General features: G+C 72.8%; 14 protein-coding genes and 1 pseudogene. 13 read left to right on the forward strand and 2 right to left on the reverse strand.

All coding sequences use genetic code 11. The features are described 5' to 3' along the window. The 7 genes and pseudogenes from CCN51_RS14510 to CCN51_RS14540 form a co-directional block, all read left to right on the forward strand. A pseudogene (locus tag CCN51_RS14510) lies at positions 1 to 189 on the forward strand (orotidine-5'-phosphate decarboxylase); the annotation flags it as partial. Between the two features lie 205 nt (positions 190 to 394). Further along, entirely contained in the window at positions 395 to 718 is a 324-nt protein-coding gene (locus CCN51_RS14515) for an integration host factor (RefSeq protein ID WP_009713618.1), read from the forward strand. A gap of 38 nt (positions 719 to 756) precedes the next feature. Further along, on the forward strand, positions 757 to 1350 hold the full coding sequence (gene gmk, locus CCN51_RS14520; RefSeq protein WP_086859611.1) for a guanylate kinase: 594 nt from the start codon (positions 757 to 759) through the stop codon (positions 1348 to 1350). 129 nt (positions 1351 to 1479) lie between these two features. Continuing rightward, positions 1480 to 1752: a DNA-directed RNA polymerase subunit omega gene (gene rpoZ / locus CCN51_RS14525; protein ID WP_014174956.1), complete on the forward strand. Its 273-nt coding sequence runs from the start codon at positions 1480 to 1482 to the stop codon at positions 1750 to 1752. Between the two features lie 109 nt (positions 1753 to 1861). Then, positions 1862 to 3070 carry a bifunctional phosphopantothenoylcysteine decarboxylase/phosphopantothenate--cysteine ligase CoaBC gene (coaBC, locus tag CCN51_RS14530; RefSeq protein WP_014174955.1) on the forward strand — a complete coding sequence of 403 codons (1209 nt, stop codon included), beginning with the start codon at positions 1862 to 1864 and terminating at the stop codon, positions 3068 to 3070. 290 nt (positions 3071 to 3360) lie between these two features. Next, positions 3361 to 4569, forward strand: a complete 1209-nt coding sequence (gene metK / locus CCN51_RS14535; protein WP_014174954.1) for a methionine adenosyltransferase — start codon at positions 3361 to 3363, stop codon at positions 4567 to 4569. Between the two features lie 87 nt (positions 4570 to 4656). Further along, a complete protein-coding gene (locus CCN51_RS14540; RefSeq protein WP_043486406.1) occupies positions 4657 to 6804 on the forward strand; it encodes a primosomal protein N' in 2148 nt (715 codons plus the stop codon). Between the two features lie 93 nt (positions 6805 to 6897). On the opposite strand, the gene CCN51_RS14545 is transcribed toward CCN51_RS14540, so the two are convergent. Next, positions 6898 to 7419: a hypothetical protein gene (locus CCN51_RS14545; protein WP_014174952.1), complete on the reverse strand. Its 522-nt coding sequence runs from the start codon at positions 7417 to 7419 to the stop codon at positions 6898 to 6900. Between the two features lie 255 nt (positions 7420 to 7674). Here CCN51_RS14545 and fmt point away from each other — a divergent pair, with 255 nt between their 5' ends. The 3 genes from fmt to CCN51_RS14560 all read left to right on the forward strand — a co-directional run bounded on the left by fmt (position 7675) and on the right by CCN51_RS14560 (position 12255). After that, complete coding sequence (gene fmt, locus CCN51_RS14550; RefSeq protein ID WP_014174951.1) at positions 7675 to 8607, forward strand: methionyl-tRNA formyltransferase; 933 nt, start codon at positions 7675 to 7677, stop codon at positions 8605 to 8607. 188 nt (positions 8608 to 8795) lie between these two features. After that, positions 8796 to 10736: an ABC transporter ATP-binding protein gene (locus CCN51_RS14555; protein ID WP_014174950.1), complete on the forward strand. Its 1941-nt coding sequence runs from the start codon at positions 8796 to 8798 to the stop codon at positions 10734 to 10736. Between the two features lie 61 nt (positions 10737 to 10797). After that, positions 10798 to 12255 (forward strand): RsmB/NOP family class I SAM-dependent RNA methyltransferase, encoded by a 1458-nt coding sequence (locus tag CCN51_RS14560; RefSeq protein ID WP_014174949.1) that lies wholly within the window; start codon positions 10798 to 10800, stop codon positions 12253 to 12255. Between the two features lie 36 nt (positions 12256 to 12291). Here CCN51_RS14560 and CCN51_RS14565 read toward each other — a convergent pair whose 3' ends face one another. Further along, positions 12292 to 13182 (reverse strand): serine hydrolase, encoded by an 891-nt coding sequence (locus CCN51_RS14565; RefSeq protein WP_014174948.1) that lies wholly within the window; start codon positions 13180 to 13182, stop codon positions 12292 to 12294. Positions 13183 to 13235: 53 nt separating this feature from the next. On the opposite strand from CCN51_RS14565, the gene rpe reads away from it, so the two are divergent. From rpe to CCN51_RS14580, 3 genes are all read left to right on the forward strand, one after another. Beyond that, on the forward strand, positions 13236 to 13937 hold the full coding sequence (rpe, locus tag CCN51_RS14570; protein WP_055413889.1) for a ribulose-phosphate 3-epimerase: 702 nt from the start codon (positions 13236 to 13238) through the stop codon (positions 13935 to 13937). 114 nt (positions 13938 to 14051) lie between these two features. After that, positions 14052 to 15041 (forward strand): sugar-binding transcriptional regulator, encoded by a 990-nt coding sequence (locus tag CCN51_RS14575; RefSeq protein ID WP_193383782.1) that lies wholly within the window; start codon positions 14052 to 14054, stop codon positions 15039 to 15041. Between the two features lie 169 nt (positions 15042 to 15210). After that, positions 15211 to 16650, forward strand: coding sequence for a GuaB1 family IMP dehydrogenase-related protein (locus CCN51_RS14580; RefSeq protein ID WP_014174945.1), 1440 nt, complete (start codon positions 15211 to 15213; stop codon positions 16648 to 16650). Positions 16651 to 16699: the final 49 nt, after the last annotated feature.

Genomic DNA, 16699 nt, shown 5'->3' on the forward strand with positions numbered 1-16699 from the left:
CCCGGAAGGTCCGCGGGCATCGGCGCCCAGGGTGCGACGCCCGCGGACCTTCCGGGGGTCTTCGGCGCGGCGGTGCGGAATGTGGTCCCGAGCGTCAGCCGGGGGGTGCTCCGGCACGGTCCGGATCCGGCTTCGCTGGCGTCGGCGGCGCTCCGATTGGCTGATCAAGTGCGCGCGGTGGCCGAATAAGCGGGTTGTTTTGCCCCTAAATGTCCAAGTCGAGCGAGTCTGACCAGGACTTTTCGTCTGTTCTCGCTGACTGGAGCGGAATGGGCCGCTAGTCTCCGACCAGAGCCAACGCGCAGCTGCGTTGCGCGTTGCTCCGCAGGTGAGGGGCGACTAGGTTCCTCACCGGTCCGTATCCGACAAGTTCGACATCCGAGGTGACGTAGGCGTGGCTCTTCCGCCCCTTACCCCTGAACAGCGCGCAGCCGCGCTCGAAAAGGCCGCCGCGGCTCGCCGGGAGCGCGCCGAGGTCAAGAATCGACTCAAGCACTCCGGCGCTTCCCTGCACGAGGTCATCAAGCAGGGCCAGGAGAACGATGTCATCGGCAAGATGAAGGTGTCCGCTCTCCTGGAGTCCCTGCCTGGCGTTGGCAAGGTCCGCGCCAAGCAGATCATGGAGCGGCTCGGCATTTCCGAGAGCCGTCGTGTCCGCGGTCTGGGCTCCAACCAGATCGCATCGCTTGAGCGCGAGTTCGGCGGCGCCGCCGGCTGACGTTTCCAGGCACTCCGGGGAACCTGGATAATCGCTGCATGGCAGCACACTCCCGCGGGGCGACCCCCGTACCCCCGGACGCACGTCCGCGGCTGACCGTGCTCTCCGGCCCTTCCGGGGTCGGCAAGAGCACGGTCGTCGCTCATATGCGCAAGGCACACCCTGAGGTGTGGCTCTCGGTCTCGGCCACCACCCGCAAGCCGCGCCCCGGCGAGCGCCACGGTGTTCAGTACTTCTTCGTGGACGACGGGGAATTCGACAAGCTCATCGCCAACGGTGAGCTGCTGGAGTGGGCCGAGTTCGCGGGCAACCGCTACGGCACCCCGCGCGAGGCGGTCCAGGACCGCCTCGCCGCGGGTGAGTCGGTGCTGCTGGAGATCGATCTGCAGGGCGCCCGCCAGGTCCGCGACTCCATGCCGGAGGCGCAGCTGGTTTTCCTCGCTCCGCCGAGCTGGGAGGAGCTGGTGCGCCGGCTCACCGGCCGGGGGACCGAGCTGCCCGAGGTGATCGCGCGGAGGCTGGAGGCCGCCAAGACCGAGCTGGCCGCTGAGCCCGAGTTCGATACGACCTTGGTCAATACCTCCGTCGAGGACGTGGCGCAAGAGCTGCTAACCTTGATGCGAGTCGTTTGATCTTCACTGGTTTCCCATGCGCCGGTCTCGGCCGAAGCGCCGGTCACCATTGAACGAATGCCGATCGAATGCTGATCGGCATACTGATCGAATTTCTTATCTCTTCATCACCCGTTCGGAAGGCAGAGAGTGTCCTCTCCCATCACCGCGCCCGAGGGCATCATCAACCCGCCGATTGATGAGCTGCTCGAGGCGACCGACTCCAAGTACAGCCTGGTGATCTACGCGGCCAAGCGTGCCCGCCAGATCAACGCCTACTACTCGCAGCTCGGCGAGGGCCTGCTCGAGTACGTCGGCCCGCTGGTGGACACCCACGTCCACGAGAAGCCGCTGTCGATCGCGCTCCGCGAGATCAACGCCGGCCTGCTGACCTCCGAGGCCATCGAGGCCCCGGCTCAGTAGCCCGACGCAGTAGTCGGAACTCCCACCACGGGCCCGGCGGCATGGCCGCCGGGCCCGTGGTGTGTCATGGGTACGTACGTGACAGGGCAGCGCGCGGAGAGGCGAGCGGATGGACAAGCCGAAGGTCGTCCTGGGGGTCAGCGGCGGGATCGCCGCCTACAAGGCGTGTGAGCTGCTGCGCCGCCTCACCGAGTCCGGCCATGAGGTACGGGTCGTACCGACCGACTCCGCGCTGCACTTCGTCGGGGCGGCGACCTGGTCGGCCCTGTCCGGCAACCCCGTCACCACCGAGGTCTGGGACTCCGTCCACGAGGTCCCGCATGTGCGCATCGGCCAGTCCGCCGACCTCGTCGTGGTCGCCCCCGCCACCGCCGACCTGCTCGCCAAGGCCGCCCACGGCCTCGCCGACGATCTGCTCACCAACACCCTGCTCACCGCCCGATGTCCGGTCGTCTTCGCGCCCGCCATGCACACCGAGATGTGGGAGCACCCGGCCACCCAGGAGAACGTCGCCACGCTGCGCCGCCGCGGGGCCGTCGTCATCGAGCCCGCCGTCGGCCGGCTGACCGGCGTGGACACCGGCAAGGGGCGGCTGCCCGAACCCGGTGAGATCTTCGAGGTCTGCCGCCGGGTGCTCGCCCGCGGCATCGAGGAGCGCCGCATCGACCTCGCCGGACGCCATGTCGTGGTGAGCGCCGGCGGCACCCGCGAGCCCCTGGACCCGGTGCGCTTCCTCGGCAACCGCTCCACCGGCAAGCAGGGCTACGCCCTCGCCCGGGCCGCCGTCGCCCGCGGCGCCCGGGTGACCCTGGTCTCGGCCAACAGCGAGCTGCCCGACCCGGCCGGCGCCGATGTGGTGCGGGTGGGCACCGCGGTGCAGCTGCGCGAGGCGGTGGTCAAGGCCGCCGCGGACGCCGACGCCGTGGTGATGGCCGCGGCCGTCGCCGACTTCCGGCCCGCGACCTACGCCGAGGGAAAGATCAAGAAGCGGGACGGACACGAGCCCGACCCGATCGTCCTGGTCCGCAATCCGGACGTGCTCGCCGAGATCTCCGCCGACCGCGCCCGGCCCGGGCAGGTCATCGTGGGCTTCGCCGCCGAAACCGACGACGTACTGGCCAACGGACGCGCCAAGCTCGCCCGCAAGGGCTGCGACCTGCTGGTCGTCAACGAGGTGGGGGAACACAAGACCTTCGGCTCGGAGGCCAACGAGGCCGTCGTGCTCGCGGCCGACGGCACCGAGACGCCGGTGCCGTACGGGCCCAAGGAGGCCCTGGCCGACACGGTCTGGGACCTGGTCGCCGGCCGTCTCGCCTGAACGGGGCCCGGCGCGGTCCGGCTGATCGGCGTGTTGCCCGGCAGACGTCGGGCCCGTGATCGGTCAGTATCGGGCCATCGGAGGGAATGACATTTTCCTGCCTCCCTGACAAGGCTGAATTTCCGGTCAGAGAGAGGTATGTTCCACGTCACGGCCTGCCCGTTCTGTGGGACGGGGATGCTCGACCGGTGACCGTGCCGGATAAACTGGCCGAGGAACCGCACCGAGCGCAGCTCTCGAGCGGTCCCAACCATGATCAGCCAGCAGCCGCTGCAACCCCAGGGAGCGATGTGTCCCGCCGCCTGTTCACCTCGGAATCCGTGACCGAGGGTCATCCCGACAAGATCGCTGACCAGATCAGCGACACCATTCTCGACGCGCTGTTGAAGGAGGACCCGACCTCCCGGGTCGCCGTCGAGACATTGATCACCACCGGCCTGGTGCATGTGGCCGGTGAGGTGACGACCAAGGCGTACGCACCGATCGCCACGCTCGTGCGCAACAAGATCCTCGAGATCGGTTACGACTCGTCGAAGAAGGGCTTCGACGGAGCCTCGTGCGGCGTCTCGGTGTCGATCGGCTCCCAGTCCCCGGACATCGCGCAGGGTGTCGACGCGGCGTACGAGGCCCGGGTCGAGGGTGATGACGATGAGCTGGACAAGCAGGGCGCGGGCGACCAGGGCCTGATGTTCGGTTTCGCCTGCGACGAGACCCCCGAGCTGATGCCGCTCCCGATCAACCTGGCCCACCGGCTCTCCCGCCGCCTGTCCGAGGTGCGCAAGAACGGGACCATCCCCTATCTGCGCCCGGACGGCAAGACGCAGGTCACCATCGAGTACGACGGCAACAAGCCGGTCCGCCTGGACACCGTGGTCGTCTCCTCGCAGCACGCCTCCGACATCGACCTCGACTCGCTGCTGGCACCGGACATCCGGGAGTTCGTGGTCGAGCACGTCCTGAACGGGCTGATCGAGGACGGCATCAAGCTGGACACCGAGGGCTACCGCCTGCTGGTCAACCCCACCGGACGGTTCGAGATCGGCGGCCCCATGGGCGACGCCGGCCTCACCGGCCGGAAGATCATCATCGACACCTACGGCGGCATGGCCCGCCACGGCGGCGGCGCCTTCTCCGGTAAGGACCCGTCCAAGGTCGACCGCTCCGCGGCGTACGCGATGCGCTGGGTCGCCAAGAATGTCGTCGCGGCCGGCCTGGCCGCGCGCTGCGAGGTCCAGGTCGCCTACGCGATCGGCAAGGCCGAGCCGGTCGGCCTGTTCGTCGAGACCTTCGGCACGGCCACGGTCGACCCCGAGAAGATCGAGCAGGCCATCTCCGAGGTCTTCGACCTCCGCCCGGCCGCGATCATCCGCGACTTGGACCTGCTGCGCCCGATCTACGCCGAGACGGCCGCGTACGGCCACTTCGGCCGCGAGCTCGAGGACTTCACCTGGGAGCGCACCGACCGCGTGGACGCGCTCCGCGCGGCCGTGGGTCTGTAAGGCCCCCCGTACTGAATCGGACACCGGCCCGGGCGCCCTGTGGGGAGGCCCGGGCCGGTGTCCGTGTCGTCTGCTAAGACTGAAGCTGTGAGCAGCGACAACGGGCGTCCGGAGCCTGCGGCGGAGGAGCCGGGTGGGGAGCAGCTTGCGCTCATTCGGGAGAGCGTGCGCAAGGCCAAGGCGCCGAAAGCCAAGCCGCGGACGTGGCGGGGGGCCGCGCTGGCGCGGGAGCTGCCGGTCGCCAAGGTGCTGGTGGACAAGGGCCCGGTGCACCTGGACAAGCTGTGGGACTACGCGGTGCCCGCCGAGATGGACGCCGAGGCCAAACCGGGCGTGCGGGTGCGGGTCCGGTTCGGGGCCGGTACGGGGAAGGTGCGCGAGGGGCGCCGGGAAGGCGGGGGGCTGCTCGACGGGTACATCGTCGAGCGGGTCGCCGAATCCGACTACCGGGGGCCGCTCGCGGCCGTCGCGCAGGTGCTCTCGCCCGAGCCGGTGCTGGGTCCCGGGCTGCTCGCGCTGTGCCGGGCCGTCGCCGACCGGTACGCGGGATCGCTCGCCGACGTACTCCAACTGGCCGTGCCCAAGCGGAACGTACGGGCCGAGGGCGAGCCGTCTCCGCCGCCGCTCCCGCCGCCGGGGGCGCCCGCCGCCGGGAGCTGGGAGCGCTATCCGGCCGGGCCCGGGTTCCTGGACGCGCTCGCGGGCGGCGGGACGCCGCGGGCGGTGTGGACCGCGCTGCCCGGACCGCACTGGCCGCGCGAATGGGCCGTCGCGGTGGCCGCCACCCTCGCCTCGGGGCGCGGTGCGCTCGTCGTCGTCCCCGACGGGCGGACGGCCGCGCGGATCGACGCCGCGCTGACCGAAGTGCTGGGCGGGGCGGGGCGGCATGTGCTGCTCACCGCGGACCTCGGGCCCGAGGAGCGCTACCGGCGTTGGCTGGCCGTCAGCCGGGGCTCGGTCAGGGCCGTGGTGGGCACCCGGGCGGCCATGTTCGCGCCCGTCAGGGGCCTGGGGCTGGTGGGGATCTGGGACGACGGCGACCACAGCCACAGCGACGACCACGCGCCGCATCCGCACGCCCGCGACGTCCTGCTGCTGCGCGCCGTCCACGAGCGGACGGGCTTTCTGCTGGGCGACCTCGGCCGCACCGTGGAGGCCGCCCAACTCGTCGAGAACGGCTGGGCCAGGCCCCTGGAAGCCGGCCGCGAGCAGGTACGGGCCGCGGCCCCGCTGATCCGTACGGTCGACGAGGGCGAGGTGGCCCGGGACGCCGAGGCGCGCGCCGCCCGGCTGCCCACGCTCGCCTGGCAGACCGTCCGGGACGCGCTGACCCGGGGCCCGGTGCTGGTGCAGGTGCCGCGCCGGGGGTACGTACCCCGGCTGGCCTGCGAGCGCTGCCGGGCGCCCGCCCGCTGTGCGCACTGCGCCGGGCCTCTGGAGGCCCGGGATGCTGACCGGCTGGCGTGCGGCTGGTGCGGCCGGGCCGAGACCTCCTGGCACTGCGCCGAGTGCGGGGGCGTACGGCTGCGGGCGCGGATCGTCGGCGCCCGGCGTACCGCCGAAGAACTGGGCCGGGCCTTCCCGGCCGTGCCGGTACGGACGTCCGGGCGCGACCATGTGCTGGACCGGGTGCCGGACCGTCCCGCGCTCGTCGTCAGCACCCCGGGCGCCGAACCGGTCGCCGACGGCGGATACGCGGCGGCGCTGCTGCTCGACGGCTGGGCCCTGCTCGGCCGCCCCGACCTGCGGGCGGGCGAGGAGGCGCTGCGCCGCTGGCTGGACGCGGCGGCGCTGGTGCGGGGCCAGGCGGACGGCGGTCTTGTCGTGGTGACAGCCGAGCCGACGCAGCGGCCGGTGCAGGCGCTGGTGCGCTGGGACCCGGCCGGCTACGCGGCGCGGGAGCTGGCCGAGCGGGCCCAGCTGGGCTTTCCGCCGGTCTCCCGGATGGCCTCGGTCGCCGGCCCCGCCGAGGCGGTGGACGAACTGATCGCCGCGGCCCGGCTGCCGGAGGGCACCGAGACCCTGGGCCCGGTCCCGCTGCCCCTGACGGAGCCCGGCCGCCCCCGCCGCCCCGGTGAGCCGCCGCCGGGGGAGGAGTGGCAGCGGGCGCTGCTGCGCGTACGCCCCGGACAGGGCAGCGCGCTCGCGGCCGCGGTCAAGGCGGCGAAGGCGCAGCGGCTGGCCCGGGGCGAGAAGGATCCGGCGGTGCGGATCGATCCGTTCGACATCGGCTGAGTCGGGCTTCGGCTGAGTCGGGCTTCGGCCGGCGCGCCCGTTCAGCCGGTACGCCTGCTCAACTGCTGTGTTTCCGCAGTCAGTTGTGCTCGCTCAGCCGTTGCGCGGGTTGGGGAGCGCCCCAGGGCGGGGCTCCTCGCGCAGCGCCGGGGCGGGCTGCGGGGGCATCGAGCGCGCCGCGGGCACCGACGGCACCGACGGCACGGCGCCCGGCTCCGCCGTGCGCACCGGCGCCTCGGCGCCCTCGGCGGCGGCGCTCTGCGCGGCGGCCCGGCGCGCCCCGTAACGGCGGTGCACCGCCTGCTTGGTGACGCCGAGCGCCGAGCCCACCGCGTCCCAGGAGAAGCCGAGCGAGCGGTCGAAGTCCACGGCGGCCGTGACCAGCGTCTCGACGCTGTCCCGCAGCTCCTGGGCCAGGCGCACGGTGGGGGCCGGGGCGCGCCCGTAGACGACGAAGCCCGCGGACGGGCCCGTGCGCCGCGGACGGTAGACATTGCCGAGCTGGGCGGTGAGCGTGCGCAGCGCGTCCACCTGCCGGCGGACCCGCTCGATGTCCCGGACCAGGAGGTGCAGGCTGGCCCGTGCCTGGGCGTCGTGGGTTGCGTGGTCGGCCATGAACAAGCCTCTCGAATCCGGCGTTGGTACTCGAAGACAGTTGGTACTCGAAGACAGGGGACGGGAAGTCGGAAACGCGTCGGGCCGCCGCAGCGGCCCGACGCGGTCAATCTGCCTTGACTGCCTTGACCAACGCGACACCCGCCCGTCGGTCACGGTCCGGGGGCGTGCGCCACCGCTTTCGTACGCCCCCCGGAGCGCGGCGCCTAGACTGGTGCGCTGTTCCCGCTGCGCGTGAGAGGTAGTTCGCCACCCATGAGGCTCGTCTTCGCCGGTACCCCCGAGGTCGCCCTGCCCGCCCTGGACGCGCTGATCGCGTCCGACCGGCATGAGGTGGTGGCCGTCGTCACCCGTCCGGACGCACCGGCCGGGCGCGGTCGGCGGCTGGTGGCAAGCCCGGTCGCAGAGCGCGCGGCGGAGGCGGGGATCGAGGTGCTCAAGCCGGCCAAGCCGCGCGATCCGGAGTTCCTGGACCGGCTCCGCGAGATCGCGCCGGACTGCTGCCCGGTGGTCGCGTACGGCGCGCTGCTGCCCAAGGCGGCGCTGGAGATTCCCGCGCACGGATGGGTCAATCTGCACTTCTCGCTGCTGCCCGCCTGGCGCGGCGCGGCGCCCGTGCAGCACGCGGTGCTGGCGGGCGACGAGGTGACCGGCGCGTCGACCTTCCTGATCGAGGAGGGCCTGGACTCCGGCCCGGTGTACGGGGTGGTGACGGAGGACGTACGGCCCACGGACACCAGCGGCGACCTGCTGACGCGGCTGTCCCTGGCCGGGGCCGGGCTGCTGGCCGCCACCATGGACGGCATCGAGGACGGCTCCCTGCGCGCCGAGCCGCAGCCCGCCGAGGGCGTCTCGCTCGCCCCGAAGATCAACGTCGAGGACGCGGAGATCGACTGGGCCGCGCCCGCGCTGCGCGTCGACCGGCTGGTGCGGGCCTGCGCCCCCGCGCCGGGGGCGTGGACCACCTTCCGCGGGGAGCGGCTGAAGGTGAACGCGGCGGCGCTGGTGACGGACCGTACGGACCTGGCGCCCGGCGAGCTCGCCGTCACCAAGAAGGCCGTATACGCGGGCACGGGCAGCCACGCGGTGGAGCTGACATGGGTGCGGCCGCAGGGCAAGCGGCCGATGCCCGGGGCCGACTGGGCGCGCGGGGTGCGGATCGCCCAGGGCGAGCGGCTGGGCGGGTAGCGCCCCGTAGCCCTTCTGTCCTTCTCCGCTCCGCCTCGCGCCCCAAAACGCGGGGGCGGAGTGAGGCCACCGCATCGGTGGTGAGTTGACCTCAACAATGGTTCAAGTCTTACGGTCCTCAGGTGTGCCGCCGGTCCGGAAGAGCCGCGATCCCGGGACGGCACCCCCAAGACCGACGGAGGTGCGCGATGGACATGGAAGCCACCGCAATGCACTCGCTCTACCGGACCGCGATGGCCAACGACGACAAACGTCCCTTCTCCCGCGAAACCCTGCGGCGCATCGGCGACTTCGCCCGCCCCCACCGCCGCCGCCTCGCCTTCTTCCTGGTCAGCAGTGTCGTCACGGCCGTGCTCGCGGTCGCCACCCCGCTGCTCGCCGGCCGGGTCGTGGACGCGATCGTGCACCGTTCGAGCCAGGACACCGTCCTCGGTGTCGCGGCGCTCATCGCCGTCATCGCGGTCGCCGAGGCCGCGCTCGGGCTGCTCACCCGCTGGCTGTCGGCGAACATCGGCGAAGGGCTCATCCTCGATCTGCGCACCGCCGTGTACGACCACGTCCAGCGCCTGCCCGTCGCCTTCTTCACCCGCACCCGCACCGGCGCCCTGGTCAGCCGGCTCAACAACGATGTCATCGGCGCGCAGCGCGCGTTCAGCGACACCCTCTCCGGGGTGGTCGGCAATCTGGTGACCCTGCTGCTCACGCTCGCGGTGATGTTCGGCATCTCCTGGCAGATCACGCTGCTCGCGCTGGTGCTGCTGCCGATGTTCCTGCTGCCCGCCCGGCGCGTCGGCGGCAAGCTGGCCCGGCTGCGGCGCGAGGCGGCCGACCACAACGCCACCATGGGCACCCAGATGACCGAGCGCTTCTCCGCGCCCGGCGCCACCCTCGTCAAGCTCTTCGGCCGGCCGGACGAGGAGTCCGCCGAGTTCGCGGCGCGAGCCCGGCGGGTGCGCGACATCGGGGTGCGCACCGCAATGGTGCAGACCTCCTTCGTCACCGCCCTGACCCTCGTCTCCGCCCTGGCCCTCGCCCTCGTCTACGGCCTCGGCGGCTACTACGCGCTGCGCGACCAACTGGACCCCGGCGCGGTCGTCGCCCTCGCGCTGCTGCTCACCCGCCTGTACGCGCCGCTGACCGCGCTGGCCGGCGCCCGGGTGGAGGTCATGAGCGCCCTGGTCAGCTTTGAGCGGGTCTTCGAGGTGCTGGACCTCGAGCCGCTGATCGCCGAGAAGCCGGACGCCCGGCCGGTGCCCGAGGGGCCGGTGTCGGTGGAGTTCGACCGCGTGGACTTCGGCTACCCGTCGGCGGACAAGGTCTCCCTCGCCTCCCTGGAAGAGGTCGCGACCCTGGACACCCGGAGCGGGGAGCAGGTGCTCCACGAGGTGTCCTTCCGCGCCGAACCGGGCCAGATGGTCGCGCTGGTGGGCTCCTCGGGCGCCGGGAAGTCGACCATCGCGCAGCTGCTGCCCAGGCTCTACGACGCAGACGGCGGCGCCGTACGGCTGTCGGACGTGGACGTACGCGACCTGACCGCCGAGTCCATCCGCCGGACGCTCGGCATGGTCACCCAGGACGGCCACCTCTTCCACGACTCGATCCGCGCCAACCTGCTGCTGGCCCGGCCCGAGGCGGCGGAGGAGGAGCTGTGGGAGGTGCTGCGCCGGGCCCGCCTCGACGGGCTGATCGCGGCCCTGCCCGACGGCCTGGACACCGTGGTCGGCGAGCGCGGCTACCGGCTCTCCGGCGGCGAGCGCCAGCGGCTGACCATCGCCCGGCTGCTGCTGGCCCGCCCCCGCGTGGTGATCCTCGACGAGGCCACCGCCCACCTGGACTCCACCTCCGAGGCGGCCGTCCAGGAGGCGCTCGCCGAGGCGCTGGACGGGCGCACCGCGGTGGTCATCGCCCACCGGCTGTCCACCGTACGGGCCGCGGATCTCATCCTGGTCGTCGAGGACGGACGGATCGTGGAACGTGGCACGCACACCGCGCTGCTCGCGGCCGGCGGGCGCTACGAAGAGCTGTACCGCACCCAGTTCGAGCAGCCGTCGCCGCTGAGCGAGGCGGCCTTGAACGAGGCGGCGCTGGTCGAGGGCCCGGCACAGGCGGCCAAGGGCGCCCTCAGCTGACAGAGCGCGCCCCGTAGGCTGGGACTCTCAGAGCCCCATTCCTCCCCGGAGCACATTTCTCGTGAGTCCCCAGCCCGGCCGTCCCCGCCGCAGCGCCCCCGGCAAGCCCTACCGGCGCCCGAAGAAGGACCCCGTACGGATCCTCGCCTTCGAGGCGCTGCGGGCCGTCGACGAGCGCGACGCGTACGCGAACCTCGTCCTGCCGCCGCTGCTGCGCAAGGCCCGCCAGGACAGCACGGAGGCCAAGCCCTTCGACGCGCGGGACGCCGCGCTGGCCACCGAGCTGGTCTACGGCACGCTGCGCCGGCAGGGCACCTACGACGCGATCATCGCCGAATGCGTGGACCGGCCGCTGCGCGAGGTGGACCCGCCCGTACTGGATGTGCTCAGCCTCGGCGCGCACCAGCTGCTCGGCACCCGTATCCCCACCCACGCCGCCGTCTCGGCGAGCGTCGAACTGGCGCGGGTGGTGCTCGGCGACGGGCGGGCGAAGTTCGTCAACGCCGTGCTGCGCAAGGTCGCGGCCAATGACCTCGACGGCTGGCTGGAGAAGGTCGCCCCGCCGTACGACGAGGACCCCGAGGAGCACCTGGCCGTCGTCCACTCCCATCCGCGGTGGATCGTCTCCGCCCTGTGGGATGCGCTGGGCGGCGGCAGCGCGGGGGTCGAGGACCTGCTGGAGGCCGACAACGAACGGCCCGAGGTCACCCTCGTCGCCCGGCCGGGCCGGAGCACGACCGAGGAGCTGATCGCGGCGGTCGGCGAGGGCTCCGCGCTGCCGGGCCGCTGGTCCCCGTACGCCGTGCGGCTCGCCGAGGGCGGCGAGCCGGGGGCGCTGGACGCGGTCCGCGAGGCGCGCGCGGGGGTGCAGGACGAGGGCAGCCAGCTGGTCGCCCTCGCGCTGGCGAACGCGCCGCTGACCGGGCCGGACGAGCGCTGGCTGGACGGCTGCGCGGGCCCCGGCGGCAAGGCCGCGCTGCTCGGCGCGCTGGCCGCGGAGCGGGGCGCGGCGCTGCTCGCCTCGGAGAAGCAGCCGCACCGGGCGGGCCTGGTCGAGCGGGCGCTGGCGGGCAACCCCGGCCCGTACCAGGTGATCGCGGCGGATGGCACCCGGCCGCCGTGGCGCCCCGGCACCTTCGACCGGGCCCTGGCGGACGTGCCCTGCACCGGGCTCGGCGCCCTGCGCCGCCGCCCCGAGGCGCGCTGGCGCCGCAGCCCCGAGGACCTGGCCGGTTTCGCGCCGCTCCAGCGGGAGCTGCTGCGGCAGGCGCTGAGCGCGGTGCGCGTGGGCGGTGTGGTCGGCTATGCGACCTGTTCGCCGCACCTCGCCGAGACGCGGGCCGTGGTCGACGACGTCCTCAAGGGCCGCGGCGGCCCCGCGCCCGCCGCCGAGTGGATCGACGCCCGGCCGCTGATGCCGGGGGTGCCCGGGCTCGGGGACGGCCCGGATGTGCAGCTGTGGCCGCATCTGCACGGCACGGACGCGATGTATCTGGCGCTGCTGCGGCGCACGGACTGACGGGACCCCGGGATCTCGCCTGAGTGCGCAGGTGGCCTAGGTGCGGAGGTCCCGGTGCACCGCGCGGGCGACGGCCTCGACGGTGGCGACCCCGGCGGCCATGGTGCGGTTGTCCTGGGTCAGCACGGTGATGGTGTAGCTGGGGCCGTTGCCCGTGAAGACGCCGATGCTGTGCACCCGCCAGCCGTGGGTGGCGCGGGACAGCCAGCCGTTCTTCACATGGATCTGCACGGTGTCAGGGGCGCCCGCCGGGGTGCCCCAGCGCTGGGAGGGCACCACCTTGCCCATCAGATCGAGGATGTACGCACGGGCGCTGTCGCTCAGCACCCGGTTCGGGTTGGTGACCAGGTCCAGGAGCCGCATCTCGTCGCGCGCGGTGATCTGGGTCAGGCCCCAGTGGTTGTCGGCGCCGGGGACGGTCCGGGACATCCCGGCGGCCCGGAGAAACGCCGCCACCTTGTCGGCGCCCAGCTGCCGCCACAGCGTGCTGGTGGCGGCGTTGTCCGACTTGGTGATCATGGCGGTGGCCAGCTCGGCCTCCCGCTCGGTGAGCTGCCGGTGCTGCTTGTCCGCGTCCCACAGCAAGGTGGCGAGGACGGTCACCTTGACCACGCTCGCGGAGTCGAAGGCCCGGTTCGCGCGCAGGGTGCAGACCGTGTGGGTGGCGGGGTCGCGCAGGGCGATCGCGACGTGTTCGGGTCGGCCGCGCAGCGCCGTGGCGATGTCCGTGGAGAGCCTGATGGCCAGCCCCGGCCGGGCGGAGGTGCACACCGGCCGCCAGGCACCGGCCGCCGTGGCGGCACCCGCCCCGGCAGCCCCCGCCCCGGCGGCCGGTGCCACCAGCAGCCCCGCCGCCAGGGCCACGGACAGGGCGCCCCGGACCAGCCGGGACCGGTCCGGTGCCGCGGATGTGCGCTGTCGCGTCATGTGTGTGATCACCCGGGTCCATGGACCGGCGGTGGCCGTGGCAGGCTGGTGCCATGGCCGTGCAGATCAATCCCAGCATCCTGTCCGCCGACTTCTCCCGTCTCGCGGAGGAAGCCAAGGCCGTCGAGGGTGCCGACTGGCTCCATGTCGATGTGATGGACAACCACTTCGTTCCCAACCTGACTCTCGGCGTGCCGGTGGTCGAAGCGCTGGGCAAGGCGACGGACACGCCGCTGGACTGCCATCTGATGATCGAGGACCCGGACCGCTGGGCCCCACAGTATGTCGAGGCGGGCGCCGGCTCGGTGACCTTCCACGCCGAGGCCGCCGCCGCCCCCGTACGGCTGGCCCGTGAGATCCGGGCCAAGGGCGCCCGGGCGTCGATGGCGCTCAAGCCCGCCACCCCCATCGACCAGTACGAGGACCTGCTGCCCGAGCTGGACATGGTGCTGGTGATGACGGTTGAGCCCGGCTTCGGCGGGCAGGCGTTCCTCGACATCATGCTGCCGAAGATCCGCCGCACCCGCGAGCTGATCTCCAAGCACGGTCTGGAGATGTGGCTTCAGGTGGACGGCGGAGTCGCCGCCTCGACGATCGAGCGGTGTGCCGAGGCCGGTGCCGATGTGTTCGTCGCCGGATCCGCGGTCTACGGGGCGCAGGACCCGGCCAAGGCGGTGGAGGAGCTGCGTGGTCTGGCCCGGCAGGCCACCCCCATCGCGCGGCGTATGGAAGACGGGCCCGCGACCGCCCGATGAACTCATCGGTAAAGGGCAGATCAAGTCCGCCGTTTCTGACAGGATGAACGGTGAGTCCAGAACATAGGAAGCAGTGAGGAGACCGCGGTGTCGACGGGCCGTTCAGGCACGCGGATGGGACCCGCCGAACTGGTGCAGGCGGCCGCCATGGCGCGCCGCTTCTACCTCGAAGGCAAGTCCAAGATCCAGATCGCCGAGGAGTTCGGCGTCAGCCGCTTCAAGGTGGCGCGGGTGCTGGAGACCGCGCTGGAGCGCGATCTGGTGCGCATCGAGATCCGGGTGCCCGCCGAGCTCGACGCGGAGCGCTCCGACGCGCTGCGCGCCCGGTACGGGCTGCGCCACGCGGTCGTGGTCGAGTCCCCGGCCGACGCCGAGGCCGACACCCCGGACCCGGAGAACCTCGGCGAGGTCGCCGCGGATCTGCTGGGCGAGCTGGTGAACGAGGGCGATGTGCTCGGCCTGGCCTGGGGGCGGTCCACGATCCACATGGCCGCGGCGCTGCACCAGCTGCCCCCGTGCACCGTCGTCCAGCTCACCGGCGTGTACGACGCGGGCACCGCCGAGCGCGGCTCGGTCGAGGCGGTCCGGCGCGCCGCCGCGGTGTCCGGCGGCGAGGCGCACCCCATCTACGCGCCGATGCTGCTGCCCGATACGGCCACCGCCAATGTGCTGCGCGGCCAGACCGGTATCGCCCGCGCCTTCGAGTACTTCGACAAGGTCACCGTCGCCGCCGTCTCCATCGGCTCGTGGGAGGCCGGTATCTCGACGGTGTACGACATGCTGACCGAGCAGGAGCGGGCCCATTACGCGGGCCTCGGCGCCGCCGCCGAGATGTCGGCCCACCTCTTCGACGCCGAGGGCCGGCGCATCGGCCGGGACCTGGGCGAGCGCTGCATCACGGTCGAGGCCGACCGGCTGCGGCGGATCCCGGAGGTCGTCGCCATCGCGGGCGGCCGCCGCAAGGCCCCCGCGATCGGCGCGGTGCTCCGCTCCGGCCTGGTCACCAGCCTGGTCACGGACACCGCCGCCGCCGATCACCTGCTGCTGGAGACGGGCCCCGGCCCGCGCCCCGCGCTGGACCGGGCGGACCCCGACGGGGTGTAGCACGCGGGTTGCGCGGGCGGCGTTGGACGATCCGACCAGCGGGTTCCCGGCCGTTCTGGATGATCGTCCCGGCCCGGGTATCGGGGCCGACGTGGGAGAATGAAGTACGTGCGTTTTCCTCGGCTTCCTTCGTCGAGGGCCAATTCCGAACGACTGGGAAGTTCCGAGCGTGCGTTTCCTCAATGATCAGCAGCCGCCCTACGACCTGACGTACGACGACGTCTTCATGGTGCCCAGCCGCTCCGCGGTCGGCTCGCGCCAGGATGTGGACCTGTCCTCGCCCGACGGCAGCGGCACCAGCATCCCGATCGTGGTGGCCAATATGACCGCGATCGCCGGGCGCCGGATGGCCGAGACCGTCGCCCGCCGTGGCGGGATGGTCGTCATCCCGCAGGACATTCCGCTGGACGTGGTCGCCGATGTGGTCGGCTGGGTCAAGCAGCGCGACCTCGTGCTGGACACGCCGATCGTGCTCGGTCCGACCGGGACCGTCGCCGACGCGCTGGCGCTGCTGCCCAAGCGGGCGCATGGCGCGGGCGTGGTCGTGGACAACGGCCGCCCGGTGGGCGTGGTCGTGGAGTCGGATCTGACCGGCGTGGACCGCTTCACCCAGCTGAGCGAGGTGATGTCCCGGGAGCTGCTGCTGCTCGACGCGGCCATCGACCCGCGGGAGGCCTTCAACCGGCTCGACGCCGCACACCGCAAGCTCGCCCCCGCCGTGGACGCGGACGGTCGGCTGGCGGGCATTCTGACCCGTAAGGGCGCGCTGCGCGCGGCGCTCTACCAGCCCGCGGTGGACGCGGACGGGCGGCTGCGGATCGCCGCGGCCGTCGGGGTCAACGGCGATGTGGCGGGGCGCGCCAAGGGGCTGCTCGCGGCAGGGGTGGACACGCTCGTGGTGGACACCGCGCATGGCCACCAGGAGTCGATGATCAGCGCGCTGAAGGCGGTCCGGGCGCTCGACCCGGGCGTGCCGGTGGTCGCGGGCAATGTCGTCTCCGCCGTGGGCGTGCGCGACCTGATCGAGGCGGGCGCCGACATCGTGAAGGTGGGGGTCGGCCCCGGCGCGATGTGCACCACCCGCATGATGACGGGCGTGGGGCGGCCGCAGTTCTCCGCGGTGCTCGAATGCGCCGCCGAGGCGCGGAAGTTCGGCAAGCACGTATGGGCGGACGGCGGTGTCCGGCATCCGCGGGATGTCGCGATGGCGCTGGCCGCGGGCGCGTCCAATGTGATGGTCGGCTCGTGGTTCGCCGGGACGTACGAGTCGCCGGGCGACCTTCAGCACACCGCCGACGGGCGGCCGTACAAGGAGAGCTTCGGCATGGCCTCCGCCCGCGCCGTGCGCAACCGCACCAGCGAGGAGTCGGCGTACGACCGGGCCCGCAAGGGGCTGTTCGAGGAGGGCATCTCCACCTCCCGGATGTTCCTGGACCCGGCCCGGCCGGGCGTCGAGGACCTGATCGACTCGATCGTCGCGGGCGTGCGGAGCTCCTGCACCTACGCGGGCGCGGGCTCGCTGGAGGAGTTCCACCAGCGGGCCGTGGTCGGGGTGCAGAGCGCCGCCGGTTACGCGGAGGGCAAGCCGCTCCACGCCAGCTGGGACTGACGACCGGGCAGATGACATGGTGTGGCCCCCGCTCGGCCGAGCGGGGGCC

The organism is Streptomyces milbemycinicus (assembly GCF_002154605.1).
Taxonomy (GTDB): Bacteria; Actinomycetota; Actinomycetes; order Streptomycetales; family Streptomycetaceae; genus Streptomyces; species Streptomyces milbemycinicus.